The 23,851-nt window shown below is 49.0% G+C and carries 21 protein-coding genes and 1 tRNA gene; 9 read left to right on the top strand and 13 right to left on the bottom strand.

Features of this window, described 5'->3' with window-relative positions; translation table 11 throughout:
* Positions 1–125: 125 nt before the first annotated feature.
* The 12 genes from FHS77_RS11765 to FHS77_RS11710 form a co-directional block, all read right to left on the bottom strand.
* Entirely contained in the window at positions 126–2,111 is a 1,986-nt protein-coding gene (locus tag FHS77_RS11765; protein ID WP_184223576.1) for a site-specific integrase, read from the bottom strand.
* Between the two features lie 166 nt (positions 2,112–2,277).
* Positions 2,278–2,351: transfer RNA gene (locus tag FHS77_RS11760), tRNA-Gln, on the bottom strand.
* Between the two features lie 254 nt (positions 2,352–2,605).
* The gene (gene ccoS, locus FHS77_RS11755; protein ID WP_184223574.1) at positions 2,606–2,749 is read right to left on the bottom strand and encodes a cbb3-type cytochrome oxidase assembly protein CcoS; all 144 of its coding nucleotides are present in this window, start codon (positions 2,747–2,749) and stop codon (positions 2,606–2,608) included.
* Positions 2,746–5,028 carry a cation-translocating P-type ATPase gene (locus FHS77_RS11750; protein WP_184223572.1) on the bottom strand — a complete coding sequence of 761 codons (2,283 nt, stop codon included), beginning with the start codon at positions 5,026–5,028 and terminating at the stop codon, positions 2,746–2,748. Before FHS77_RS11750 ends, ccoS begins: the two co-directional genes overlap by 4 nt.
* Positions 5,025–5,522, bottom strand: a complete 498-nt coding sequence (locus tag FHS77_RS11745) for a FixH family protein (protein WP_184223570.1) — start codon at positions 5,520–5,522, stop codon at positions 5,025–5,027. Before FHS77_RS11745 ends, FHS77_RS11750 begins: the two co-directional genes overlap by 4 nt.
* Entirely contained in the window at positions 5,522–7,078 is a 1,557-nt protein-coding gene (gene ccoG, locus FHS77_RS11740; protein WP_184223568.1) for a cytochrome c oxidase accessory protein CcoG, read from the bottom strand. The genes FHS77_RS11745 and ccoG overlap by 1 nt, the downstream gene beginning before the upstream one ends.
* A 175-nt stretch (positions 7,079–7,253) precedes the next feature.
* Positions 7,254–8,117 (bottom strand): cytochrome-c oxidase, cbb3-type subunit III, encoded by an 864-nt coding sequence (gene ccoP, locus FHS77_RS11735; protein WP_184223566.1) that lies wholly within the window; start codon positions 8,115–8,117, stop codon positions 7,254–7,256.
* Positions 8,110–8,268: a cbb3-type cytochrome oxidase subunit 3 gene (locus FHS77_RS11730; protein ID WP_184223564.1), complete on the bottom strand. Its 159-nt coding sequence runs from the start codon at positions 8,266–8,268 to the stop codon at positions 8,110–8,112. Before FHS77_RS11730 ends, ccoP begins: the two co-directional genes overlap by 8 nt.
* An 11-nt stretch (positions 8,269–8,279) precedes the next feature.
* Entirely contained in the window at positions 8,280–9,011 is a 732-nt protein-coding gene (ccoO, locus tag FHS77_RS11725; protein WP_184223562.1) for a cytochrome-c oxidase, cbb3-type subunit II, read from the bottom strand.
* Between the two features lie 13 nt (positions 9,012–9,024).
* Positions 9,025–10,644, bottom strand: a complete 1,620-nt coding sequence (gene ccoN / locus FHS77_RS11720; RefSeq protein WP_184223560.1) for a cytochrome-c oxidase, cbb3-type subunit I — start codon at positions 10,642–10,644, stop codon at positions 9,025–9,027.
* Positions 10,645–11,243: 599 nt separating this feature from the next.
* Positions 11,244–12,593, bottom strand: a complete 1,350-nt coding sequence (locus tag FHS77_RS11715; protein ID WP_184223558.1) for an ATP-binding protein — start codon at positions 12,591–12,593, stop codon at positions 11,244–11,246.
* The gene (locus FHS77_RS11710) at positions 12,590–13,255 is read right to left on the bottom strand and encodes a response regulator (RefSeq protein WP_184223556.1); all 666 of its coding nucleotides are present in this window, start codon (positions 13,253–13,255) and stop codon (positions 12,590–12,592) included. Before FHS77_RS11710 ends, FHS77_RS11715 begins: the two co-directional genes overlap by 4 nt.
* 142 nt (positions 13,256–13,397) lie before the next feature.
* Between FHS77_RS11710 and dsbD the strand changes: the two genes are divergently transcribed.
* From dsbD to FHS77_RS11685, 5 genes are all read left to right on the top strand, one after another.
* Positions 13,398–15,233 (top strand): protein-disulfide reductase DsbD, encoded by a 1,836-nt coding sequence (dsbD, locus tag FHS77_RS11705; protein ID WP_184223554.1) that lies wholly within the window; start codon positions 13,398–13,400, stop codon positions 15,231–15,233.
* A 1-nt stretch (position 15,234) separates the two neighbouring features.
* Positions 15,235–16,032, top strand: a complete 798-nt coding sequence (locus tag FHS77_RS11700; protein WP_184223552.1) for a TlpA disulfide reductase family protein — start codon at positions 15,235–15,237, stop codon at positions 16,030–16,032.
* A 34-nt stretch (positions 16,033–16,066) separates the two neighbouring features.
* Positions 16,067–16,846 carry a L,D-transpeptidase gene (locus tag FHS77_RS11695; RefSeq protein WP_343061010.1) on the top strand — a complete coding sequence of 260 codons (780 nt, stop codon included), beginning with the start codon at positions 16,067–16,069 and terminating at the stop codon, positions 16,844–16,846.
* A 1-nt stretch (position 16,847) separates the two neighbouring features.
* Positions 16,848–17,459 carry a DsbA family protein gene (locus FHS77_RS11690; protein ID WP_184223550.1) on the top strand — a complete coding sequence of 204 codons (612 nt, stop codon included), beginning with the start codon at positions 16,848–16,850 and terminating at the stop codon, positions 17,457–17,459.
* A gap of 133 nt (positions 17,460–17,592) precedes the next feature.
* A complete protein-coding gene (locus tag FHS77_RS11685) occupies positions 17,593–17,940 on the top strand; it encodes an ArsC family reductase (protein ID WP_184223548.1) in 348 nt (115 codons plus the stop codon).
* 53 nt (positions 17,941–17,993) lie between these two features.
* Here FHS77_RS11685 and FHS77_RS11680 read toward each other — a convergent pair whose 3' ends face one another.
* Positions 17,994–18,908 (bottom strand): polysaccharide deacetylase family protein, encoded by a 915-nt coding sequence (locus FHS77_RS11680; protein ID WP_374786254.1) that lies wholly within the window; start codon positions 18,906–18,908, stop codon positions 17,994–17,996.
* 399 nt (positions 18,909–19,307) lie between these two features.
* Here FHS77_RS11680 and FHS77_RS11675 point away from each other — a divergent pair, with 399 nt between their 5' ends.
* The 4 genes from FHS77_RS11675 (at position 19,308) to FHS77_RS11660 (ending at position 23,779) form a co-directional block, all read left to right on the top strand.
* The gene (locus FHS77_RS11675; protein WP_184223544.1) at positions 19,308–19,979 is read left to right on the top strand and encodes a tetratricopeptide repeat protein; all 672 of its coding nucleotides are present in this window, start codon (positions 19,308–19,310) and stop codon (positions 19,977–19,979) included.
* A 113-nt stretch (positions 19,980–20,092) separates the two neighbouring features.
* Positions 20,093–21,553: a ribosome biogenesis GTPase Der gene (gene der, locus FHS77_RS11670; RefSeq protein WP_184223542.1), complete on the top strand. Its 1,461-nt coding sequence runs from the start codon at positions 20,093–20,095 to the stop codon at positions 21,551–21,553.
* A gap of 327 nt (positions 21,554–21,880) precedes the next feature.
* Positions 21,881–23,173, top strand: a complete 1,293-nt coding sequence (locus FHS77_RS11665) for a cell wall hydrolase (protein ID WP_184223591.1) — start codon at positions 21,881–21,883, stop codon at positions 23,171–23,173.
* Between the two features lie 201 nt (positions 23,174–23,374).
* Positions 23,375–23,779 (top strand): AtpZ/AtpI family protein, encoded by a 405-nt coding sequence (locus tag FHS77_RS11660; RefSeq protein ID WP_184223540.1) that lies wholly within the window; start codon positions 23,375–23,377, stop codon positions 23,777–23,779.
* Positions 23,780–23,851 lie beyond the last annotated feature (72 nt).

The following is a 23,851-nucleotide window of genomic DNA, read 5'->3' as shown; positions in this document are numbered from 1 at the left end:
AATCTTGGCTTCATCCATGTGAAGTACCTCTTTATGTCTATCCAAACAGGATAAGGGAAAATAAAGGCACTTACACAAAATTTAGAACAGTCCCATGTGTAACGTATATATACGTTACACTCTTGTTAAAATTCTTTTTGCTCAATTGATGGCAGCAGGTTTAGTTTTTCGAATTTAAGATGGTCGGTGATGACGGGATAAACCGCCAGAGCTTCCTGCATTAATTTAAGATTGGCTGCATTTGAATAACGCATCTGCCCCTCGGTTCCACCAAGGTGCCCGGTTATGTCCTCAATCGTTGAGAGCTGAACGCCATTCTGCTTGAGTGTATCCGTAAAACCGTGCCGCAAAGCATGTATGGTACGATCCCATAACTCTCCTTTGAAACCGTTTTTGGTATCAAGCAGCGGCATGAAGCTTTTATAAAAGCGGTCACCAGTATCGGTTATTTTTCCTGGCACATGTAACTCAGGGAACAATTCAACATATCCAAGCTTCTTGATGCAATGAACATAATCGACAAAACCAAGCCTCAGGATTTCTATTGGTATTGGCAGCACACGATCTGACTGCTCATTTTTAATAGAACGAAACTGATTTTCACGTATGTGTATCGCCCACACGCCCTCGATATTCAGCACATCATCGACTGAAAGACCTGTGATTTCAGCGCGGCGTGCACCAAGATAAGTCAAAAACATCGGCACATAAAATAGGGAAGAGTGAAATACTTGATCGCCAGACACCCGCCATTGTTTGGGTAGTGGACCGGAGCATCCTGTAAAGAGTGGTATTTGAAAAATTGGTCTGATCCGCTCAGGATCAGGCTTTTGGGTTAAACTACGAGCTTTGGATGCACTTATCTTTTTAGGCATTAGCCCATCAAGGCTTAAAGGCTGCATTGTATAGCCTGAAGCGCTCAGATGGCCCAGAAAATGTTTGAGATTACCAAGGTGGCGGCGAATGGTGGGAACAGCCAGGCCAATTTTAGGTGGTTCTTGTTTCAGCCGAATAGCTCGTTCGTGAACACTCGCAGATTCTTCACGTAACCGCGCAGTTGTCATAGCGCTCAAACGTCTGCTGCGGCCATAACCCGGCAGAATCTGATTAAAGTGCTGTCTCAGTGCAGCAAGGTGTACCTGTTCTACTTCGGAACTGTTCTTAATGCCATGCTCGGCCAGGATGCCAGTGAAGATACGGATAATAACGCGTACGTCTTCTGCCGTATCAGCTTGCCAGGTCGACTTATTGTTCTCAATGAGTAGCTCGCACTCCTTCATAAAGTTTTTGAGAGGAACTGCTTTAACTTTTGTGACAGATGGTGCCATCACAGGGATTGTCGGTACCACTGGTTCTGGATTTTCGGCAGGTGCTGGCGGTGTTGCCTCGATAGGTTCTTCTATCGGTTTCGGCGCAACTACCTGAGTAACAACCTCCTGTATAGTGACAGGGTATTCGAAGATGTATCGACCTTCGGTATTTAGCAAGACATCAGCACGGGCGCGAAAATACTCAGCCTTGGCCTTCTCTGCATTGAGAATACCAGCACTGATACCATGCTCTTGCATAAGAGCTTCGATTTCAGCTCTGAATGCGGGTGTTTCCGCAGCGTGCTTTTCGCCAAAATAAGTCGTAATAATATTGGTGTGTAATTCTTGCGGAACTGCAGATTGCTTGAGGTAACTATGTCCTACGCAATCAGGGTGCTGAAAGAGTGCCTGACGCGTGCCAAATTTCTCCAGTAGTCGATAAGCCCAGCCCACTTCCATGTCAGCAGTCATATTATCTAGATTCTGAAAGCCGCTACCAAAACGCTGCCCAGCAAATTGTAAATTTTCCATATGCTCATTCATCCGTATAATTTCGGATTGAAAGAGTTTTTCTAGGGCTTCTTTATTAATCATAGTGCTTTCAGGTTTCAGGCTGATTTCATGTAGCAGCAGGTTCAATTTACGAACCATATAGCCAGCCCGATGATGATCAGATTGTTTTAAGCTGAAAGCAAGATGCTGAACATCAATTGATGACCGCATTCGCACGGGGATTCGAGCCCGCCAATAAAATATATTCCCGCGTCTTTGAAGATTTTGCACTTCATGTCTAATTGCCATGAACCAACTCGCCAATGGGAGCAAAACACAGCAGAAGAATCATCTGAATGTGTCATAGCTCTGTGTCACAGTTTCGTGCACATTTGCGTTGGTCATTTGGAGAAGGGATTCTCAGCGGTTAATTTCTCAATTAAAATCAATAAGTTACTGATTTAGCTTGAAAAATTGGCTGGGGAACCTGGATTCGAACCAAGACTAACGGAGTCAGAGTCCGTCGTTCTACCATTAAACTATTCCCCAGTATGACCTTAACAAAATCAGTATCTTATGAGTGATTTTGTTGTCAGCACTTGATTAAATCATCTGCTGTCATCATCTGTGGCTCCCATCTAGCGAAGTGAAAGAAAGATGGCAAGAGCTAATTTAAAAATAATTGCATTTCTGTTGTTAATCAGCGGAAAAATCTGATTTCACTCAATTTTGTGCATAAAAAAATCGCGCAAAACCCAAATTTTAAGGGTTCTGCGCGATCAATTTGTTCAGATTTTTGATGATTAATCTTCAGGATCAATCAGAATACGACTCGCTGCTCCGTCCATATCCTCATATTGGCCGCTTTTGAGTGTCCAGAGAAACATCACCAGCCATAGTCCGCCTAAAAAAAGCGCAATCGGGATGAGGAATAATAAGATACTCAACGGTTTACAGCCTTCCATGTGGTTGGCGCGGCCTGTAATTTTTCATTGGCCGCTTTAATCTTCTTCGCTTCAGCTCTGCCTGCTTTTAAACGTAAAGCATTGCTGATGACAACAATAGATGAAATCGACATGGCTAATGCAGCTACCAGTGGCGTGACAAAGCCAAGTACCGCAAAAGGTACGGCCAGAAAATTATAACCAATAGAGATCATGAAATTTTGGCGGATCAGCTTATTGGCTTCTCTTGAGACTGCATAGGCAACCGGAACCGCACCTAGGCTTTCACGTAAGAACACGAAATCCGCAGCATTACGGCCAATATCGGCAGCGGTTGCCGGTGCCATGGATACATGCGCCGCAACGAGGGCAGGGGCGTCGTTGAGGCCGTCGCCGACCATCAGAACCTTGCTGCCTTCATTGCTTAAGCTTTGCACCAGCTTAGCTTTGTCAGCAGGCAAAACTTCGCCCTGAAAGCGCTCAATGCCTAAATATTTTGCCAGTGACTGAACAACGCTGATTTTGTCACCAGACATGATCGCAAGCTTGAGGCCGTTCTTCTTCAGCTTGTTGATAGCTTCCAGTGCATCTGCGCGTGGGCGATCTTCAAAGGAGAAGACTTGTACAATTTCACCATCAATAGCCAGGCAAGTCTGCGGGCCATCTGCCTGCATGGACGCTTGCTCTGTATCGCCATCAGCGGCAATCCATGCACGGCGACCAAGCTGATAGATCTTACCGTCTTTCATGGCTTTAATGCCGGAACCCGGAATTTCTTCGATATGATCAAAGCGGGTCGTTTGGCTTTGGGCTGCAAATTGTGCCAATGCCCTTGATAGCGGGTGAAGTGAATAAAGCGATAGCTCTGCGGCCATTTCCAGATGTTCAGCCGGAATTGTATCTTGATCGATCAGCCAAGGCTGTCCGAGAGTCAAGGTTCCGGTCTTGTCGAAAATGACATGATCAATTTCGGTCATGCGTTCCATCGCAGAGCCATCCTTGATCATAATGCCGTTTTCAAACAAGCGACGCGCGGCCACAACCTGTACAATCGGCACAGAAAGGCCAAGCGCACAAGGGCAGGTGATAATGAGCGTGGAAATACCGATATAAATTGATTTATACCAATCGCCGCTGATGAACATCCAGATCAGAAATGCCGAAAAAGCGGTAAGATGTACGGCAGGAGCATAAAGTTCTGCGGCACGGTCTGCAATGCGGCGATAACGGGCACGGCCACCTTCGGCCATATCCATCAGGCGTACCATTTCAGCCAAAAAGCTGTTGCTGGCGGCAGCTGTTGCGCGAATAACCAAAGGACCGGTAAGGTTAAGCGTACCGGCACGAATATCTGAGCCGGGGCCAACCGGCACAGCCAGACTTTCACCGGTTGCAATAGAGCAATCGAGTTCCGAATGGCCTTCTTCGATTTTCGCATCCACCGGAACGCGCTCACCAGCCGCCAGAATAATTTGCATATCCGGTTTGATTTCATCAATCGGCAGATAATTGCGCTCGCCATTTTGGCTGACGACAATTGCGCCGCGAGCCGCAAATTGTGAAAGGCCACGTACAGCCGAACGTGCGCGTTCACGCATCACATGGTCAAGGGTGCGGCCGATCAGCAGAAAGAAGAGCAGCGAAACAGAGGCATCAAAATAAGCATGCTGACCACTATGAATGGTTTCATACAAGCTCATGATGAAAGCAAGTGAAATGGCGATCGAAATCGGAAAGTCCATATTAAGGCGACCGGCTTTCAGGCCGCGCCATGCGGATTCGTAAAAAATACGACCGGAAAAAATCATGGTCGGCAGCGCAATCAGTGCCGAAATCCAATGGAACAGATCACGCGTTGCTGCTTCCGCACCAGACCAGACTGAAACGGAAAGCAGCATGATATTACTGCTGGCAAAACCTGCAACGGCCAGCGCAATGATAAGGCGGGTTAAGACCTCGTCTTTTTCTTTGCCGAGTTCAAAAATATGCGCCTCATAGCCCGCTTTATTGATGATATCGATCAGGGCAGGAGGTGTGGTATCTTCATCCCAGCGCACCGTTACGCGTTTGGAGGAAAGATTAACGCGGGCATATTTAACCTGTGGCTGCGCATTCAGCGCTTTTTCAATGGTTTGAATGCACAATGCGCAATGAATGCCCGGCACGGAGAGGTCAATCTGCCGTAAGCCGTCACCCAGTTTGCGGCTTGCAAGAAGCAGCTCATCGGGAGAGTAAATCTGGCCAGTGCTCATGTTTTGAGCATTGGGAGCGCAGCAGCTCATTTATATTCTCCGTTTACAATGATGAAACGGCGGATTTGACGATAAGGATCATCAAGGCCGGCTTCGGAATTAAGTTCGACAATCCATGCGCCTTCACCCAATTCAATTTTTGAGACGAATTGGCCTGTACCGGTTTTTTCCATGGTCACGGAGGTGTCATTGGCATCGCCGACAGGACGTTTGAAATGAGCGGTTGCGCTTGATGCATCGATTGCTTGCCCGTCTTTATCGAGCAGGTGATAGGTGAACTCACCGTTTTTATAGTCGAGCTTAGTTTCCCACAAGAGCGCTGCCTGTTCCTTACCGGTCAGCGCTTTCTCGTTAAATTCCTGACTGGCGACATAGGAGTTTTTAACAACCAGGCCACTCCAGCTGCCGATGGCAAAATAGGCCATAATCAGGTTCACGGTGATGATGACACCGAAGAACAGGCACATGATGCCCAACATGTGCCAACCGGTAAAGCCACGGCTTGTCATGCTTTTCTGTGTCATCAGTTTTTCTCCGGTGCAATAAAGGTCGCTTTGTAAGATGCAGATTCTTTGCCATCCACATCGCTGACCCGAATGGTATAAGTGGTACGGGCATCGGTGATTTCACGTGCCGGTATACTGACGAATAATCTGAGTGTTTTCAGACGATCCGGTTCTACAGGTATAATATAGTTACCCTCTGCTGTTGGTTCCACATCCTGCAATGTCACAGTCGCATTTGGCAGACCGTCAACGGAGACGCTGAATTCACGCGGCTGCGGGATCATGTTGAGCAATTTGACGGTGTACCCATTACGGATAGAGCCATCAGACAACAGAACATATTGCGGATTTCTGTCTTGCAGCACGTTAACGCCAATACGCTCACGCATATATAGCGAACCGAGCAACATCATACCAACCAACGCCCAGATTGCGAAGTAAACCAGGGTGCGCGGGCGCAGGATTTTCTTCATCGAGATGAGGTGAACTGCATCTTTGAACTTGTTTGGTGCTTCATAAACGCGTGCCGGATCAATCGGTGTAGTGCCGCCATTGGTCGCAAGGTTCATGTTCTCATGATAATCGTTCAATGTTGCGTAGGAGATCAATCCACGTGGCTTGCCGACCTTATCCATCACCGAGTTACAAGCATCAATGCAGAGGGCGCAGGTGATGCATTCGAGTTGCTGACCGTCACGGATATCAATGCCCATCGGACAAACAGCAACACAAGCGTTACAATCAACGCAATCACCAACCACTGCACCGGCAGCAATCGCTTTTTTCGAGCCGCGTGTGCGTGGTTCACCGCGCCAGTCATTATAGGTCACCGTCAATGAATTTTCATCAAGCATCGCCGCCTGAATACGTGGCCAAGGGCACATATAGGTACAGACCTGCTCACGCAGCAAACCGCCGAAAACATAAGTGGTTGCGGTCAAAATGGCGACGGTAATATAGGCAACAGGTTCGGCATAGCCGGTCACAACATCCATGAAGAGTGTGGGCGCATCGGCGAAATAGAAAATCCAAGCGCCACCCGTCATCACGGCAATCAGTAACCATATGCCGTGCTTAAGAACGCGCTTGATAATTTTATTGGCGTTATAAGGGCCGTTATTGAGCTTGATACGTGCATTGCGGTCGCCCTCAATGGCACGTTCGATAACCAGAAACAGGTCAACCCAAACGGTTTGCGGGCAGGTATAGCCACACCATGCGCGACCGGCAGCAGAGGTCATCAGGAAGAGACCGAGCCCCGCCATAATCAGCAAGCCAGCTATGTAGTAAAACTCTTGCGGCCAGATTTCGATAAAGAAGAAATAGAAGCGGCGATTGGCAATGTCGATGAGAACGGCCTGATCGGGCGCATATTCACCGCGATCCCATCGCAGCCAAGGCGTCAGATAATAAATGGAAAGCGTGACAAACATCACGATCCATTTAAAGCGGCGGAATTCGCCTACAACACGCTTAGGGAAAATTTTCACACGTGCGGCGTATAGGGCCTGACGGGTTTTAGGCGAGTTGACCGCTTGTGCATCGATCTGTTCGACGTCTGAATGATCTGACATCTTCCACTCCTATTTGAGTATCGCACAGGATTGGGGGAGGCGGTGGCGATACCCACATTACAATTATATGTTTGCCTAAATCATGGTTGCCTTTGGTAAGGCATTAACGACTTAGGAAAGCATATAGTGCGGAAGAGAGCCGGAAGGCAGTTGCCCGCCTTCCGGAAATTTATATTTATTCACCACCACCGAGGGAGTGAACATAGACAGCAAGCTGCTTGACAGTCGCGTCACCAAGGCGTTCGCCCCAGGCTGGCATAACGCCGTGCTGCGGGTGTTCGACCTGACGCATGATTGCATCTTCACCAGAACCATAGAACCAGATTGCATCGGTCAGGTTTGGTGCGCCGAAGTCGCGGATACCCTTGGCATCTTCACCATGGCAAACGGCACAGTTGTCAGCAAAAACCTGCTCGCCGGCCGGAACATGGGAAGCATCACGCGGGGTGCCGTTTAGGCTTACGACATAGGCTGCGACATCACGGATTTCCTGCGGTTCCAGCACGTCTGCATAGGCAGGCATCTGGGACATGCGGGTATCGTCGTCTTCTTCAAAACGAACGCCATGCTGAATGGTGAGCAGGATATCATCCAGCGTACCGCCCCACAGCCAGTCATCGTCATTCAGGTTAGGGAAACCAGGCGCACCTTGCGCGCCCGAACCGTGACACTGAACACAGTTGACCTTAAATGCAGCTGCACCACCGGCAATCGCATATTGACGCAATGTTTCGTCACCTGCGATTTCGTTGACATCTTTTGCCTTGATGGCATCGATGATGCTCTGACGGCCGGCTTCAACGGACGCATTTTCCTGCCAGAAGGCGCCACGGCTCGACCATTCCAGCATGCCGCTGGTGGAAGAGGAGATCAGCGGCCATGCCGGATAAGCAATTGCATAAGCCAGTGCCCATGCAATGGTTGCGTACCAAGTCCACAGCCACCAACGCGGCATAGGATTGTCAAGTTCGCGGATCCCGTCCCATTCGTGACCGGTCGTCTCAACGCCGGTTACTTCATCGACTTCTCTTTTAGTCATTCGCTTCATCCTTGAACAGAATGGCTTGTACTTCTTCTGCGCGCTTTTTGCTGCCCGGACGGAATGTGTAGGCAATGACAAAAAGGAAGAATAATGTCATCGCCAGCAGACCCCAACTGTCCGCAAAATGGCGCAATGTGTTATAATCCATGACTAAACTCCTTATCGCGCCTTAGGCGACTGATCGTAAGTTGAGAAGTCAACCAGAGTTCCTAACATCTGAAGATAGGCAACCAATGCGTCCATTTCAGTGATCTGCGCCGGATTGCCGTCAAAATCACCTGTCTTGGCCTTAGGATAACGTGCCAGCAAATCATCTGTATCTGCATCAGGATCTGCCTGTGCGACCAGATCTGCCTGGGCATTATCCAGCATTTCCTGGCTGTAAGGCACACCGACAGCGATATTTGCCTTCAGATTGGCAGTCATATCGGTGACTTTCAGCGGTGTATCTTTCAGGAACGCATAACTTGGCATAACGGATTCAGGTACGATTTTACGTGGCTCAATCAGATGCTGCACATGCCATTCGTTCGAATAACGGCCGCCCACACGTGCCAGATCTGGACCAGTACGCTTGGAGCCCCACTGGAAGGAATGGTCATACATGCTTTCTGCTGCCAGCGAGTAGTGACCATAGCGCTCCACTTCATCGCGGAACGGACGGATCATCTGGCTGTGGCAGAGATAGCAGCCTTCCCGGACGTAAATATCACGTCCGGCAAGTTCGAGAGGTGAATAAGGACGCATGCCGTCCACCTTCTCAATGGTGTTCTGCAACCAGAACAGCGGGGCGATTTCAACGATACCGCCGATGGTAACCACGAACAACGAGCCGATGAGCAAGAGCGTGGCGTTTTTCTCAATAGCTGAGTGCTTTTTAAGAAATGACATAGATCAACGTTCCTTATTCGGCTGGCTGCATGGTTGGTGCAGGGGTCGAGCCAGGAATGGCTGTCTCGTTTCTGAGTTTGCCACGAACAGTCATGTAGATGTTCCAGGCCATCACGATACCACCTGTCAGATACATCACGCCGCCAAGAGTACGGATGACATAGTAAGGGAACATGGCGATTACTGTTTCTGCGAAAGAGTAAACCAGGAAGCCCTGATCGTCATATTCGCGCCACATCAGACCCTGCTGAATACCGGCTACCCACATTGAAGCGGCATAGAGAACAATACCCAGAGTTGCGAGCCAGAAGTGCCAGTTGACCATACGGATCGAGTAGAGGCGGTCACGCTTCCACAGTTTTGGAGCAAGGTAATAAACCGCACCAAAAGTGATCATACCATTCCAGCCAAGTGCACCGGCGTGAACGTGACCAATGGTCCAGTCAGTGTAGTGCGAGAGGGAATTGACGGCCTTGATCGACATCAGCGGACCTTCGAAGGTCGCCATACCGTAGAAAGCAATAGCGGCAACCATCATACGCACGATCGGATCGGTACGCACTTTGTCCCATGCACCTGAAAGTGTCATCAGACCGTTGATCATACCACCCCATGAAGGCATCCACAGCATGATGGAGAAGACCATACCAAGGGTCTGCGCCCAGTCAGGCAGAGCGGTGTAGTGCAGATGGTGAGGACCTGCCCAGATGTAGAGGAAAATAATCGACCAGAAGTGCACAATCGACAGGCGATAGGAGTAAACCGGACGGTTTACCTGCTTAGGTACGAAATAATACATCATTGCAAGGAACGGAACGGTCAGGAAGAACGCAACAGCGTTATGACCATACCACCACTGGGTCACAGCATCCTGCACGCCGGAGAAAGCTGAGTAGCTCTTGGTTCCGAGGAAGGAGACAGGGATCGCCAGATTGTTGATGATGTGAAGCATCGCAATGGTGATGATGAAAGAGAGGTAGAACCAGTTGGCCACATAGATATGCGGCTCTTTACGGCGCAGAACTGTGCCGAGGAATACAGCCAGATAAACAACCCAGACAATGGTCAGCCAGACGTCGACATACCATTCTGGTTCCGCATATTCGCGGGACTGGGTGATGCCGAGCAGGTAGCCTGATGCCGCCATGATGAGGAACAGGTTGTAACCCCAGAAAACGAACCAGGCCAGATCGCCGCCAAAAAGGCGGGCGCGGCAGGTGCGCTGTACGACATAGAATGAAGTTGCGATCAGAGCGTTACCGCAGAAAGCAAAAATCACCGCTGATGTGTGCAGCGGGCGTACACGGCCAAAATTCAGCCATGGTTCGAAGTTTAAACTTGGGAATGCAAGTTGCGCTGCGATAACAACACCAACGAGAAAACCGACGACACCCCAGAATACGGTGGCAATAACACCATAACGGATCGGACCATCCATATAAGTGCTAGGGTCGGTTTCTTTCGATTTAAGGCTGTAATCTGCATTACGCAGAAGCAAAATAGTGAAAATTGCTATGACAGCAAAAGTAATCCACATGTGAGTTCTGAAGAGCTCATCATGTGAAAAACCGGCCATCAGCATTGCACATAATGCCAACAGTCCGGATATGACGGTTCCAGCTGCGTAGTTCATAAAAGTCCCCTCGCGGCGCATGACAAAACACTGCTTTGGTCACCGGAAGACTTTGGGATGCAAGATGCGTCGGTGCCAGAACAGTTATGACTGAAATTTTCTATCTGCAATTGTAGCGCGAGTGCATTGATTTTAATCAATGGAATTCACGGCTACAATGCGAACGGAAATTTATCCATTTATCGCAGATTCTTTTAAAATAAGAACTGCTACAGTCTGCCGCAGGTTTTTTTGAGCCATCTCAGAATAAGGCAAATGTATAGAGTCTGTGTAAAATATGTATCTAAGACTTATTTAAGAGAATAGTTTATGTCTCATTTTCAAAATTTGCTGTATTGTTTGTATGTATTAGAATAATTAAAATTTTTTGGCTTTTAAATCTATGGGAATTTTAGGTATTATTTTTATTTTAGATGATTATTATATTCGTTATTCTATTCTCACACATAATAATTGCTACTAATTTTGTGTGATTATGTCTTGATCTGATACATTATAGCGCAGTTGCACAAGATTCATACATTAGTCGCATAACGATAATTTTTCTGTGCATAGCGCGGGACTCGGAGAGGTTGCAGAAAAATCAATCAGTTGGTGGCTTAAACGGGAAGCGTCAGCACTACTTTAACCCCTTTCGCCTCACGGTTGATAAAATTAAGCGAGCCATTCATGCGGTTGGTTGCTGCCTTCACAATTGCAAGGCCTAAGCCGCTGCCATTTTCCGATTTATAACGGCCGCGGAAAAAGCGTTCGCTGATGTGTGGTAATTCTTCCGCCGGAATACCGGGGCCTTCATCCTCGACGATGATAGATACTTGTTCGGCTTCCATGTGGCAGGAACAATCAATATTGGCGCCTTCTGGGGAGTGATTGACGGCATTTTCCAAGATATTGCGTAAAGCCAGCGTGAAGAGCTGCGCATCTTTGATTTTCAAATTCTGGCACGGATCCTGAATTGTAATCGTGATGTTTTTGGGCTGTGTCAGCATGCGCAAATCCTGCGCAATCAGATGCATTAATTTGCCGGCATATTCCTCTTTAGATTTTGACGGATCTTCATCGGTTTCTAAGGAGGCCAGATCCAGCAACTGCTTAACCAGACGGGTGGTGCGGTCAACGCCGGTTGCAATCTGGCGCACGGCATTGTCGCGCACATGCTCATCTTTGCTGTTCATCGCAATGTGAGCTTGTGTTTTAAGCCCTGCCAATGGTGTTTTCAGCTCATGGGCTGCAAAAATAGCAAAGCTCTTTTCCCGTTCGCGTGCTTCTTCAACGCGGTTAAACAGGCCGTTAAGCGCATTGACGGCAGGCGCTATTTCGCTTGGCAGATTGTTTTCTTCCAGAGCGCTTAAATCATCGGCGGAGCGTTTTGATAAGGTTGAGGCAAGCAAACTTAATGGCAAAAGTCCGCGACGCACACTGATCCAGATCAGGCCGGCCAGAAACGGAAAGATCAAAAGTGCAGGTAAAATCAGGCCGGTGATCACATCACGCACAAGGCTGTTGCGCACGCTCATATTGTCGCCAACCATAATGCGCATGCCGAGCTGGGTGTTTTCAATGGTATAAACACGCCATGTCGAGCCCGAAACCACTGTATCGGAAAAACCGTTATTGGTTTGGGTCAGCATATCTTTGGGCGCACTTGCCGAACGGCCAACCAGATTGCCGTCAAGCGACCAGATCTGGCAGAATAATTGCCGGTCATAATTGGGAAAATCAGGAATGGGCTTTGGCGTAAACTGGCCGATGCCGCCTTCATCACCCACCTCGACACGGCGGTCGGTCAGCAGCGAATTGACCATATGCGCAGATTCCATCAAACGCGCATCCAGTACTTTTTTAACTTCTGCCTGCGTGCTGAGGTAAATCCAGCCGACCGCAAACAGCCAGACAAGGCCGGTCGTGCCGATAAGAATGGTAATCAGGCGTTTGCGGATAGAGCTCATTGTTCTTGTTCTGCCAGTCTGTAGCCAAGGCCGCGCACGGTTTTGATAAATTTCGAGCCTAATTTGGCGCGAAGATGATGGATATGCACTTCAACGGCGTTGCTTTCCACTTCTTCTTGCCAGCCATAAAGCGCTTCTTCGAGTGCGGTTTTGGAAAGGGTGGCGTTGGGGCGCTCCATCAATGCGCGCAAGACAGCAAATTCGCGGCGGGTGAATTTCAATAATGTATCACCGCGATGAACGGTCATTTGCGCCGGATCGAGCACGACATCCTGCCACTCAATTTTACCGGATGAGCGGCCATTGCTGCGTCGTGCGATGGCGCGGATACGCGCGGCGAGTTCATCTAGGTCAAAGGGTTTGCCGACATAATCATCTGCACCGGCATCAAGACCGGCAATGCGGTCGGCAATCTGGTCACGCGCGGTGAGAAGAAGCACGGGCAGATCGTTTTTGTTGCGCCTTAACTGCGCTAATATATCAAGGCCGGAGCCATCCGGCAGCATCAGGTCAAGCACAAGCGCATCATAATTTTGTGAGGCGATGGCGCTATAGGCATCTTCGCAGCCGGCAACCGCATCAACGGTAAAACCGGCAATGTTAAGTCCGACACTCAAGCCGTCCATAAGAATGGGATCATCCTCGACCACCAAGATGCGCATATATAAAGACCCGTTACTTTTTTTAACTTTTACTATTCCTAATGTTGCAGGCTTATCTTAAGGCTGACTTAAGGTGCATGTTTCATTGACTGATCTTAGAACCAAATCAATTATTTTATTTTTGTCTGACCGGAGCCGATTTATGAGACTGCTAACAGTGATATTAATGATGTTAATATCATCCGTTACCACGGCAAGTGCTAATCCTTTGCCTGTGGATGAAGCATTTCGCTTACAGGTTTTGAGTGCTGACGACCAAAAACTGGTTGTTAGCTGGAGCATTCATGACGGCTATTATCTTTATAAAGATCATATTGAAGCAACTGACAAACAAGGCAGTGCTCTGAAAATTGATGCGCCTGAAGGGGTCATGAAAGATGACCCGACCTTTGGCGCGATGCAGGTTTATTTCAACCGCACGACTGTTTCGTTTGATCTGAAAAATGATCAGCCGGTGACACTGACCTATCAGGGCTGCCAGAATGACGGTATTTGCTATCGTCCGGAAACGCGCACTATTGATCCGCTGACTTTAGCTGCTAGCAACCCGCACAGCGGCAATCTCGTGCAATCATCTTCTGCTGCGGTGCAGTGGAAAATGGAGGCGCCGGCAGTAAATGCGCCAATAGAAAGCACGTCAACGGCACCTGTTGCGACCTCCGCCGATGGTTTTCAGATTGCCCAGGACAAAGGCATGATCCAGTCATTGCTGGAGCGCGGCGGCACAGGTTTTCTGCTGCTGAGCTTCTTGGCTTTTGGTATTTTGCTGGCATTTACGCCTTGTGTTTTTCCAATGTATCCGATTGTGGCTGGCACTTTGGCGCGTGAAGGCGATAAGCTCACCCCGATGCGCGGTTTGCTGCTGACCTCGACTTATGTGGTGGCGCTGGCTTCAGGTTTCGCATTGATTGGCGCGGTTGCCGGATGGTCGGGACAAAATTTGCAAATGGCTTTGCAGTCGCCTTGGCTGGCATTGGCTGTGGCGATAGTCTTTATCATTTTAGCACTTTCAATGTTCGGGCTTTATGAATTGCAGCTCCCAAGCAGCTGGATGAGTGCTGTCAGCCGCCGCACCGGTGGTGGCAAGGGCTCACTTGGTTCGGCTGCCGTACTGGGCTTTAGCTCTGTGTTGATTGTCGGGCCATGTGTGACCGCGCCCTTGGCTGGCGCGCTGCTTTATATTGCCCAGACTGCCAATGTAAGTTTGGGTGCTGCTGCACTTTTTGCGCTGGGTCTTGGTAAAGGTATTCCGCTGATTATTCTGGCAACTTTCGGCAGTTCTGTTTTGCCGCGTGCCGGTGGCTGGATGGAAAATGTCAAAACCCTGTTTGGTTTTGGTTTTCTGGCAACCGCCATTTGGATGGCCGCACCTTTATTGCCATTGGGCGCTGATCTGTTCTTATGGGCGATCCTGCTCTTTGCTTTCTCGGCCTATCTGTTTGCCAAAGAATGGCACCGCATCGGTTTTCGTGTGGTTGCACGCACAGCTGCAACAACTGCGGTTGTTTATGGTGCCATCCTTATGCTCGGCGCATCTTTGGGTGGCGTTGATCCGCTCAAACCTCTGGCGCCGCTTGTCGCCTCTAACGGGCCATCGGGAGCATCGGTTCCGGCACTGCGCTTTGCTAATGTCGGTTCATCACACCAGTTGCAGACCAATTTGAAACAGGCACAGCAAGAGCGCCCGACAATGGTTTACTTTACCGCTGACTGGTGCGTGGCGTGCCATACAATTGAGCGCTCGGTACTCACCGATATGGCTGTGCGTCGCGGTCTGGCTGATTTTGATTTGATCAAAGTGGATTTGTCTGATGTCACACCGGAAAATGACGAGCTGATGCGTCAGCTTCGTGTGGCTGGGCCTCCGACGATGATTTTCTTTAATGAGCATTCAAAAGAAGTGGCGGATACGCGTCTGGTCGGTAATGTCACAACATCAACACTGACAGGCTCTGCGGCCAAAGCAGGTGGTGCCTGATATGAATGCTGTTTCAATGGGGCCTCTGGTAATGGATGGCAGCCGTTTTGCGGTGGTGCTGGCAATGGCCGCCTTTTTAATCATCACCGGCGTGATGAGCAGCAAAGTGGATCAGCGCTTTAATCGCTGGTCATGGATCGTGCTGATCGGCGCGGTTGTTGGTGCGCGTCTTGGCCATGTGATTTTAAACTGGGAGAGTTTCTCTCAGGAGCCATTACGTATTTTCTCACTATGGCAGGGCGGTTTCTACTGGCCGGGTGCAGCTGTTGCAATTGGCTTAGCAGTTATCTTTGCGCTGCCATCAATAGCCTTGCGGCTTTGGGCGCTGGTTCCGGTAGCATGTGCGGTGTTTGTGTGGAACGGTATCGGCATTTTAACCGCTACGACGCAGGCGATTGCATTACCGCCGCAAAGCTTTCAGACCATGAAGCAAGACGAATTTCGTTTTGATCAGACGAGTGGCAAACCGCTGGTGGTTAATCTCTGGGCGAGCTGGTGTCCGCCATGCCGCCGCGAAATGCCGATGATGGCGGATCTGGCTGCCAATAATGATCAGGCAGAATTTATCTTTGCCAATCAGGGTGAGGGGCAGGCTGCTATTCAAAAATATTTGCAGCAACATAATATAGTCTTGCCGCAAATCATTATGGATCAGTTTTCTGATCTGTCACGCCATTATGGCGCTCCCGGATTGCCTGCTACTTTATTTATCAGTGCCGATGGAATTCTGAGATCTGCACATCTTGGTGAAATATCCCGCGAAACACTGCAATCCAATATCAAACGTCTCAGCAATTAAAGCTTTAATTAAGCACAGAATGAAGGACATCACTGTGGCACTCACTTCACATATCAAAAACCGCACCGGAAATGTTACCGGACGATTGCTGATGCTGGGCGTTTTGCCTTTGCTGCTTGCTGCCTGCAACACCACCAAGCCTGCAACAACAGCCGGTGCAACAGTTGCCGCATCTGTAACGGCACCTGTTACACCGGTTGAAATTGCGAAGTCTAAGCAGGAGACGAAAACTGCTGATCTCAGCAATTACGCAAAAATGTATGCTGCCGTTAACGACAACGGCAACGTCATTCCGGCTATTGATATTTCAAAGGTTGAAAAGCGTAATCTGCGTCAGGAAGTAAATTATAAGACCTCGCATCCGGTCGGCACTGTGATTGTTGATCCTTATAAGCGTTATCTTTATCTGGTGATGCCGAATAATCGCGCCATGCGCTATGCGGTTGGTGTCGGCAGGGCGGGACTTGCATTCTCCGGTTCTGCCGACATTGCCCGCAAGGCTTCATGGCCGCGCTGGACGCCAACACAAAATATGATCAAGCGTAATCCGGAACACTATGCCAAATATGCCAGTGGACTGGAAGGCGGTGTCAGCAATCCGCTTGGTGCGCGCGCCCTTTATCTGCACCGCAACGGTCAGGACACACTTTATCGTATTCACGGCACCAACCAGCCCTGGTCAGTCGGTAAGGCCGCATCGTCAGGCTGTATCCGTCTGTTTAACCAAGATATTCTTGATTTGCACAAGCGTGTACCGGCTGGCTCCAAAGTGGTGGTGCTGAACCAGCAGGAATCCGGAAAAGGAGAATTTTAAAATGTTGAACCGACGTCAGATTTTGGCGGCTTCTGTTGCAGGTACCGCAGGCATGATGCTTGGGACGACAGCATTTGCCCAGAATATGCCAAGCGTCAATGAGGTGCTTTATGATCCGGAAATTCCGGTTCTGGGCAATCCGAAAGGCGATGTCACCATTGTTGAGTATTTCGATTACCAGTGCCCTTATTGCAAAAAAGGCCATGGCGAATTGCTTGATGTGGTTAAGCGCGACGGCAATGTGCGTCTGGTGATGAAGGACTGGGTGATTTTTGGTGAGCCTTCCACTTATGCGGCCAATCTTGTTTTGGCGGCAGAAGAAAATGGCCAATATGTCAAGGCGATGGATGCTTTGATGAAAACGCCTGGCCGTTTGACGAAAGAGCAAGTTGATGCAGCATTAAAAAAAGATGGTCTTGATCCGGCAAAGCTGGAAGCCACCTATAAAAAGCATGCCAATAAGATTGACGGTATTTTGCAGCGCAATATGGCGCAGGGTGATGCGTTCAATTTTGGCGGTACACCGTCTTTTGTCATCGGTACCCGTTTATATGGTGGCGTGATGAAGGAAAAAGACCTGATCGAAGCCATTAAAATGGCGCGCGCCGGCTGATTTTTGTCAATCAGGCGAAGATTGATAAGGCAGGTGTGTTCAGCGCACCTGCCTTTTTATTTGGCAAGGTTCATTTCAATGCGCCAATGCTTTAGAAGAATATCAGAAGTGATATGAATCGGAGTGTTAAGCGATGAGCGTGACAATTTATGGGATTAAAAGCTGCGATACGATGCGCAAAGCCTTTAACTGGCTGGAGAGTGCGGGGATCGACTATAAATTTCATGATTATAAAAAAGAGGGTGTCACGCAGGCAGATCTGGAACAATGGGCTGGAAAAGCCGGATGGGAAAAATTGCTGAACCGTGCCGGTACTACTTTTCGTAAATTGCCGGAAGAAGATCGCGCTGACCTGAACGGGCAGAAGGCAATCAGCCTGATGCTGGCACAGCCTTCGATGATTAAACGTCCGGTTTTGCTTAAAGGCGATCAGATCATCGTCGGCTTCAAGCCTGAGCTTTACGAAGAATTTTTCAAATAAGATTTACAATATAAAAAGAGTGGCCGGTTTGACTGGCCACTCTTTAAGCGCTTTTAGCGGGAAAATGCAGAAGTTTCCGCCAGATAATTTTGATAGCTGGTGCATTTCACATCCGGCTTGTCGCAAACCTCGCGGGCGAGACGTTCCATAGCGCGCCAATAAGCGCCATCATTCATCAGGACAAAATGGAAACCCATCTGAAATGGTGCGCGTTTGCCATTATATTCTTTGTCAAAAGCTGTTTTGAAAGCCTGATAACTGCGCTCTTCAAAACTGGCGGCTTGTTCCGGCTGTTCTTTGCCTTTGGAGTGGCGCACATATAAATTATAGTCCATGGCAATGACCGGGCGTTTGGACGGGCCTTCGGGAATAAGCGGCAGACCGAAAGTTGCCAATCCTTGTTTAACGGTCGGGCGCTCCGGTGCATTGGCAACACCCGATGCCTGATAAATAAAATTGTTCTTCCGCAGTGCATCCTGCACCGGTTTATCGTCGGACAAATAAGGGGCGCGAAAGCCGTTGATTTTATTGGCGACGAAATCCTGCCATTCGGCCGGTTCTCCGGCAATGTCATTATCTTTATAGGCCTGGGCGGTGATACGGTTGAACTCGCTGATCTCCTGATCCCAATCTTTGGCGCTCCATGCTTTGCCGTCAAAATGGCCGCAGCCATGACTGGCAATCTCGTGGCCTTCCAAATGCGCTTGCCAGATATGCTGAAGGCGCGTTTCCACTTCCTGTTTATCTTGTGCAAAGCCGACATTAGAGCTGCTGCGTTTTAATTTGGGCGGCTGATATTGGTTGCGGTCAGCGCGCTGCAATAAAAAGACACATGAGAGAAAATAGGTGAATTTCGCATCCGTTTGTTTGGCAAATTCGCGGCTTCTTGCCCAAAGTGCATTGTCATGCGCGCCGTCAAAAGAAATCAGCACATATTGCGTCTTGGGTTCTGCCGCTGTTGCCGTCATTACGGTTTGGCTGAAAATCAAGGAAAAGGCGGCGGCAAAATTGAGAAAACGCATTAACAAGGCCAATCATAGTTCGGACAGAATAGCAGGCAAAAAGCCATGCCACGAAGATATTATCTGTTCCTGATTCTTTGAAACGGGTTGTTATAACCACATTTATAATGCAGATGTCAGGCAACAGGGCTGTTTTCTAGATGTTGAATGTGGCAAAGGTCAGGTCATTGATATCAGAGAATAATCAGACTTGCGGTGGAAGCGGCAGCTTATTTGTCTGTCAGGGCTTACAAATGCTGCAAATTCCGATTAAAAGCTCATTTAAGTTAAAGTGATCAGCTTTGGTGTCCGGTTCTGTGGCTGGCATTAAAGCAAATAGAAACTCAAGGTTCAGACGGCAGGTTCATGGCAGACGATAGCTTCATTCGCGAGGTAAACGAAGAACTCCGGTCCGATCAGGCAAAAGCTGTCTGGCGGCGGTTTGGTCCGTTGATTATCGGTTGCGCAGTGGCCATTGTTTTGGGCACGGCTGCTAATGTCGCTTATACAAGCTGGACAGCCAGCAAATCGTCTGCTTCGGGCGATAAGTTCTTGGCGGCTCTTGATCTGGCCTCCGAGGGCAAAAATGATGAAGCTTTGACTGCGCTCGATGATCTGGAAAAAACCGGTTATGGTTCTTATCCGGCCTTGGCGCAATTACGTGCAGCCACTGTGCTGTTGCAAAAAGGTGATGCGAAAGCTGCCGTTGAAGCTTTTGATAAGGCTTCACAGGATAATGCAATTCCTGCACCATTGCGCGACATGGCGCGTTTGCGTGCAGCTTATATTCTGGTCGATAGCGGCTCTTATGACGATGTGGCCAAGCGCGTGGAAACCCTGTCAGCTGACAGCAATCCGATGCGCCACAGCGCCCGCGAAACTTTGGCTCTGGCTGCATGGAAGGCAGGGCGCAACGAAGATGCGGCCAAGCTGTTCAAGCAGAATGCCGATGATGCTGTTGCTCCGCCTAATCTTCGCCAGCGTGCCAACACCATGCTCGACCTGATGCGTGGCGCAGGCACTTTGTCTGAAGGCTGATATTTTACGAATAATACCGCTGTTTGATAGACGGTATTAAACTTTAAGAAAAACGGGGCATCTGATGGCATGGCTTTCAGGTGCTCTTATGACGATATGGGGAAAGCCCTTCAATGTCTTTTACTCTTGCTATTATCGGACGTCCGAATGTCGGCAAGTCAACTTTGTTCAACCGACTGGTCGGGCGCAAGCTCGCGCTGGTGGATGACCTGCCAGGCGTTACCCGTGACCGCCGGATGCATGATGCGAAACTTTATGATTTAAGGTTTCAGGTCATCGATACGGCAGGTTTGGAAGACGCTGCCAATGACACGCTGGAAGCACGGATGCGTGCCCAGACAGAACTGGCGATGACCGAAGCGGATGCCATTTTATTTGTTGTTGATGCAAAATCCGGTGTGACACCTGCCGATCTGACTTTTGGCGAAATGGTGCGCAAATCCGGTCGTCCGGTTATTCTGGTTGTGAACAAGACCGAAGCGCGCGGCAGTCAGGGCGGTCTTTATGATGCCTATACGCTGGGCCTTGGTGAGCCATGCCCGATTTCTGCCGAGCATGGTCTTGGTATGGCTGATCTGCGTGATGCTATTGTTGAAGTACTTGGCGAAGAGCGGGTTTTTGCCCGTGAAAAAGCCGAGGAAGCCGAACAGGCTGCTGACGCTGTTTTCACACCCGCTGCCATCGGCGCACTCGTTGGTGATGATATCGAAGACCCGGATGCAGAAAATGTTCCGGCCTATGATCCGACCAAGCCATTGCGTATTGCTATTGTTGGCCGTCCGAATGCCGGTAAGTCGACACTCATCAACACGATGCTGGGTGAAGACCGGCTGCTGACTGGCCCTGAAGCCGGTATTACCCGTGATTCGATTTCTGTCGATTGGGAATGGCGTGGTCGTCAGATCAAATTGTTTGACACAGCTGGTCTGCGCCGTAAATCACGCGTGCAGGAAAAGCTCGAAAAGCTCGCTGTATCTGATGGGCTGAATGCTATTCGCTTTGCAGAAGTTGTCATCATTGTGCTTGATGCGACTATCCCGTTTGAAAAGCAGGATTTGCAGATCGCTGATCTGATTATCCGTGAAGGCCGCGCTCCGATTATTGCGTTCAACAAGTGGGATCTGGTGGAAGACCGCCAGATGGTGCTTGCTGACCTTTACGAAAAAACTGCCCGTTTGTTGCCGCAGGTGCGCGGTATCCGTGCTGTGCCGATTTCAGGTGAGCGCGGGCAGGGCATTGATAAGCTGATGGAAAATGTGGCGATTACAGATGAAATCTGGAACCGTCGTATTTCGACAGGTAAGCTTAACCGCTGGCTGGAAGGGGTTATCACCCATCATCCGCCGCCAGCCGTTGCCGGCCGTCGTCTGAAGGTCAAATATATGACGCAGATCAAGACCCGCCCGCCAGGCTTCGTGGTTTCCTGCTCGCGTCCGGATGTGATGCCGCAATCTTATGTCCGTTATTTGATTAACGGTTTGCGTGACACATTCGAGATGCCGGGGGTTCCGATCCGCTTGTCGTTGCGTACATCGGATAATCCTTTTGCCAACCGCGCAAAGAAAAAGCGTTGAAATTAACGTTTTCTGAAATGATAAAAACTCCGGGCAATGTTCCGGAGTTTTTTGTTTTTTGAAAAAGATGTTATTTTTTTGTATTGAATAAGTAAGTTTTTTTCTTTTATTGTAGCGGTTAATATTTTGTTTTATGTGGATTTATATTTAATGAATAGGTGGATTGTTTAATCGTTATTTTAAATTTGCAATTAATTACATGATTTAATAAATCATTTACCAATATTACCGAGATATTAATGCACTCTTGTTAACTATCCATCAAGGTTAATACTTCATTATCGGCGTCAGTTGAGTGAGTTCGGTGTTAATTGAGTGGAGAGTTCGGTGCGCTTTTTGTCACTGCGGAAGTTTGGCCGCCGTTCCAAAGGCCTGTCACAAACAGAGTGGCAATATCCGGCTCAGGGTTATTGCCCTGAGGATGGGCGTTATTATGCCGTTCGCGCTTATCCGCGCGTTGAGCAGTCACGTCACGGTGTTATTGCTCCTGCAATGATGGCAGCGGCATTCAGCCTGCTGAGCACAACCGCTATTGCCTTTCAGGATATGGCCAGCCTTGTGACATCATCCGAGCAGGGCGATAATCGCTGGACTGCTTATATGACGCCAGCGCCTGCGGGTTCCGTTCATAAGGCGGAGATGCAATTTGTTGACGCCTCGTTGATTACAGGCTCGGTTGCGGCCGCTGGTATTAATGTCGAAGGTATCGGCAAGGTGGCTGTGGGTGGTGTCAGTCGTCAGGCAAAGCTTGGTGTTGATGATCCTGATCCGGATGAGGGGCGTATCGTGCGCGCCGATAAGCAGGGGCGAATCGTTACTATTGCGCCGGTCGCGCCGCAACGCGCTTTTAGTGCCGGCAGTTTGCTTGACCGTGTGAGCATGATTTCCCGTCCGGCAGAAAAATCCGATGCAAAAATGCGCTTTGATAAATCGCCGATTGAGGGGCAGGAAATTGCAATTACGATGGCTTTTCACAGGCCGGTTGTTGCTAAGCCTAAAGTGCCGGTTCCGTCCATGCTGGCAAGCCTGATCACCAATGATACGCCTGATTCTCTGGCGCTTGGTTATGCGCCGCCAAAACCGGATTATGCGCGTAATTCACCTTTTGAAACGATTCTCACGCCGGATGAATCGAATGGGCGCTTTGTTCCGCCAATCGGTCCTAAAGATCACGCATGGGCTGCAGCCCCTCTGCCTCCAGCTGCATTTGAGAAGAAGCAACAGCAGTGCCTGGCTGAAGCGGTCTATTATGAAGCACGCGGCGAAACCGTAAAAGGCCAGGTGGGTGTTGCACAGGTTGTGCTCAATCGCGTGCGAAATCCAGCCTATCCGGCCACGATCTGTGGTGTGGTTTATCAAAACCAAAATATGCTGAATGCCTGCCAGTTTTCCTTCGCCTGTGACGGGCAAAAGCATCGTGTCACGGAAATGGCTGAGTGGGAGATGGCCAAGCAGGTGGCAAAAACTGTCTCTGCCGGTCAGATCTGGTTGCCGGAAGTGGGCTCTGCTACTCATTATCATGCCACTTATGTCAGCCCCAAATGGGGTCCGACAATGGTGAAAGTTTCACAAATCGGACTGCATATTTTCTACCGTACTCGTTACGGCGGATGGAGCTGATTTTTGAGAGATTCGGTGCTTTGAGTGGCCTTGTAAAGCGTGTGCAAAAATGAATTTTTTATAACACATTGATTTTATTAGGTAAAAAACCTGCTAAGTGATGTGTTTCAGCGCCTTGACTAGAAGGCGGCGTGCCAATATGTTGCGCGCAACTTGAAAGTGAGCTTTTTTCTCCTCTTACGCATATAAAGGAGGTTCTTCATGGCAGGTGACAAAGACCTTAAGAAGCCATCGGAATCTGACGGTGCACAAGACGGACAGCAAGGTTCACCTTCATCGAATTTTGCTGAACGCTTAAGCAAGCTAGAGGCCAATTTGGTCAAAAAAGGGGCGCTTAAGAAACAAAATTCAAAGGACGAGCGATCTGAGAATTCAGCTCAAGTTGCGCAGGCCATGAAAATATCCAGCGAATTTATCGCCGGAATTGTAGTTGGAGCGCTAATTGGCTGGTCTATTGATCAGGTTGCTGCTACATCGCCTTGGGGATTAATTATCTTCCTCATGCTTGGCTTTGCAGCAGGCGTTCTGAACGTGCTACGCGTTACTGGCAAAGTCGCTGAAAAAGACGACTTAAGTTTAAGAGCGCAAGAGCACGAAAAAGAATAGATATTGTGTTGGCGTATTGCTAAGACAATTTTGACTTAGTGCGAAACTTGTGTAATGCACTTTTCGTGAAAG

It is taken from the genome of Paenochrobactrum gallinarii, assembly GCF_014205685.1.
Lineage (GTDB): Bacteria > Pseudomonadota > Alphaproteobacteria > Rhizobiales > Rhizobiaceae > Paenochrobactrum > Paenochrobactrum gallinarii.
Note: the sequence above shows the minus strand (reverse complement) of the source record. Positions and strands in the feature narration are given on the sequence as shown.

Bases quoted from the DNA above. Each gene is read 5' to 3' on its own strand.
- FHS77_RS11710 (WP_184223556.1), bottom strand. From the start codon at position 13,255: ATGCGCATCTTGGTGGTCGAGGATGATCCCATTCTTATGGACGGCTTG.
- FHS77_RS11685 (WP_184223548.1), top strand. From the start codon at position 17,593: ATGAGCGTGACAATTTATGGGATTAAAAGCTGCGATACGATGCGCAAA.
- ccoP (WP_184223566.1), bottom strand. From the start codon at position 8,117: ATGACTAAAAGAGAAGTCGATGAAGTAACCGGCGTTGAGACGACCGGT.
- FHS77_RS11660 (WP_184223540.1), top strand. From the start codon at position 23,375: ATGGCAGGTGACAAAGACCTTAAGAAGCCATCGGAATCTGACGGTGCA.
- FHS77_RS11715 (WP_184223558.1), bottom strand. From the start codon at position 12,593: ATGAGCTCTATCCGCAAACGCCTGATTACCATTCTTATCGGCACGACC.
- FHS77_RS11765 (WP_184223576.1), bottom strand. From the start codon at position 2,111: ATGGCAATTAGACATGAAGTGCAAAATCTTCAAAGACGCGGGAATATA.
- FHS77_RS11700 (WP_184223552.1), top strand. From the start codon at position 15,235: ATGAATGCTGTTTCAATGGGGCCTCTGGTAATGGATGGCAGCCGTTTT.
- FHS77_RS11750 (WP_184223572.1), bottom strand. From the start codon at position 5,028: ATGAGCTGCTGCGCTCCCAATGCTCAAAACATGAGCACTGGCCAGATT.
- der (WP_184223542.1), top strand. From the start codon at position 20,093: ATGTCTTTTACTCTTGCTATTATCGGACGTCCGAATGTCGGCAAGTCA.
- ccoO (WP_184223562.1), bottom strand. From the start codon at position 9,011: ATGTCATTTCTTAAAAAGCACTCAGCTATTGAGAAAAACGCCACGCTC.
- ccoN (WP_184223560.1), bottom strand. From the start codon at position 10,644: ATGAACTACGCAGCTGGAACCGTCATATCCGGACTGTTGGCATTATGT.
- ccoG (WP_184223568.1), bottom strand. From the start codon at position 7,078: ATGTCAGATCATTCAGACGTCGAACAGATCGATGCACAAGCGGTCAAC.
- FHS77_RS11690 (WP_184223550.1), top strand. From the start codon at position 16,848: ATGTTGAACCGACGTCAGATTTTGGCGGCTTCTGTTGCAGGTACCGCA.
- dsbD (WP_184223554.1), top strand. From the start codon at position 13,398: ATGAGACTGCTAACAGTGATATTAATGATGTTAATATCATCCGTTACC.
- FHS77_RS11745 (WP_184223570.1), bottom strand. From the start codon at position 5,522: ATGACACAGAAAAGCATGACAAGCCGTGGCTTTACCGGTTGGCACATG.
- FHS77_RS11675 (WP_184223544.1), top strand. From the start codon at position 19,308: ATGGCAGACGATAGCTTCATTCGCGAGGTAAACGAAGAACTCCGGTCC.
- FHS77_RS11730 (WP_184223564.1), bottom strand. From the start codon at position 8,268: ATGGATTATAACACATTGCGCCATTTTGCGGACAGTTGGGGTCTGCTG.
- FHS77_RS11680 (WP_374786254.1), bottom strand. From the start codon at position 18,908: ATGACGGCAACAGCGGCAGAACCCAAGACGCAATATGTGCTGATTTCT.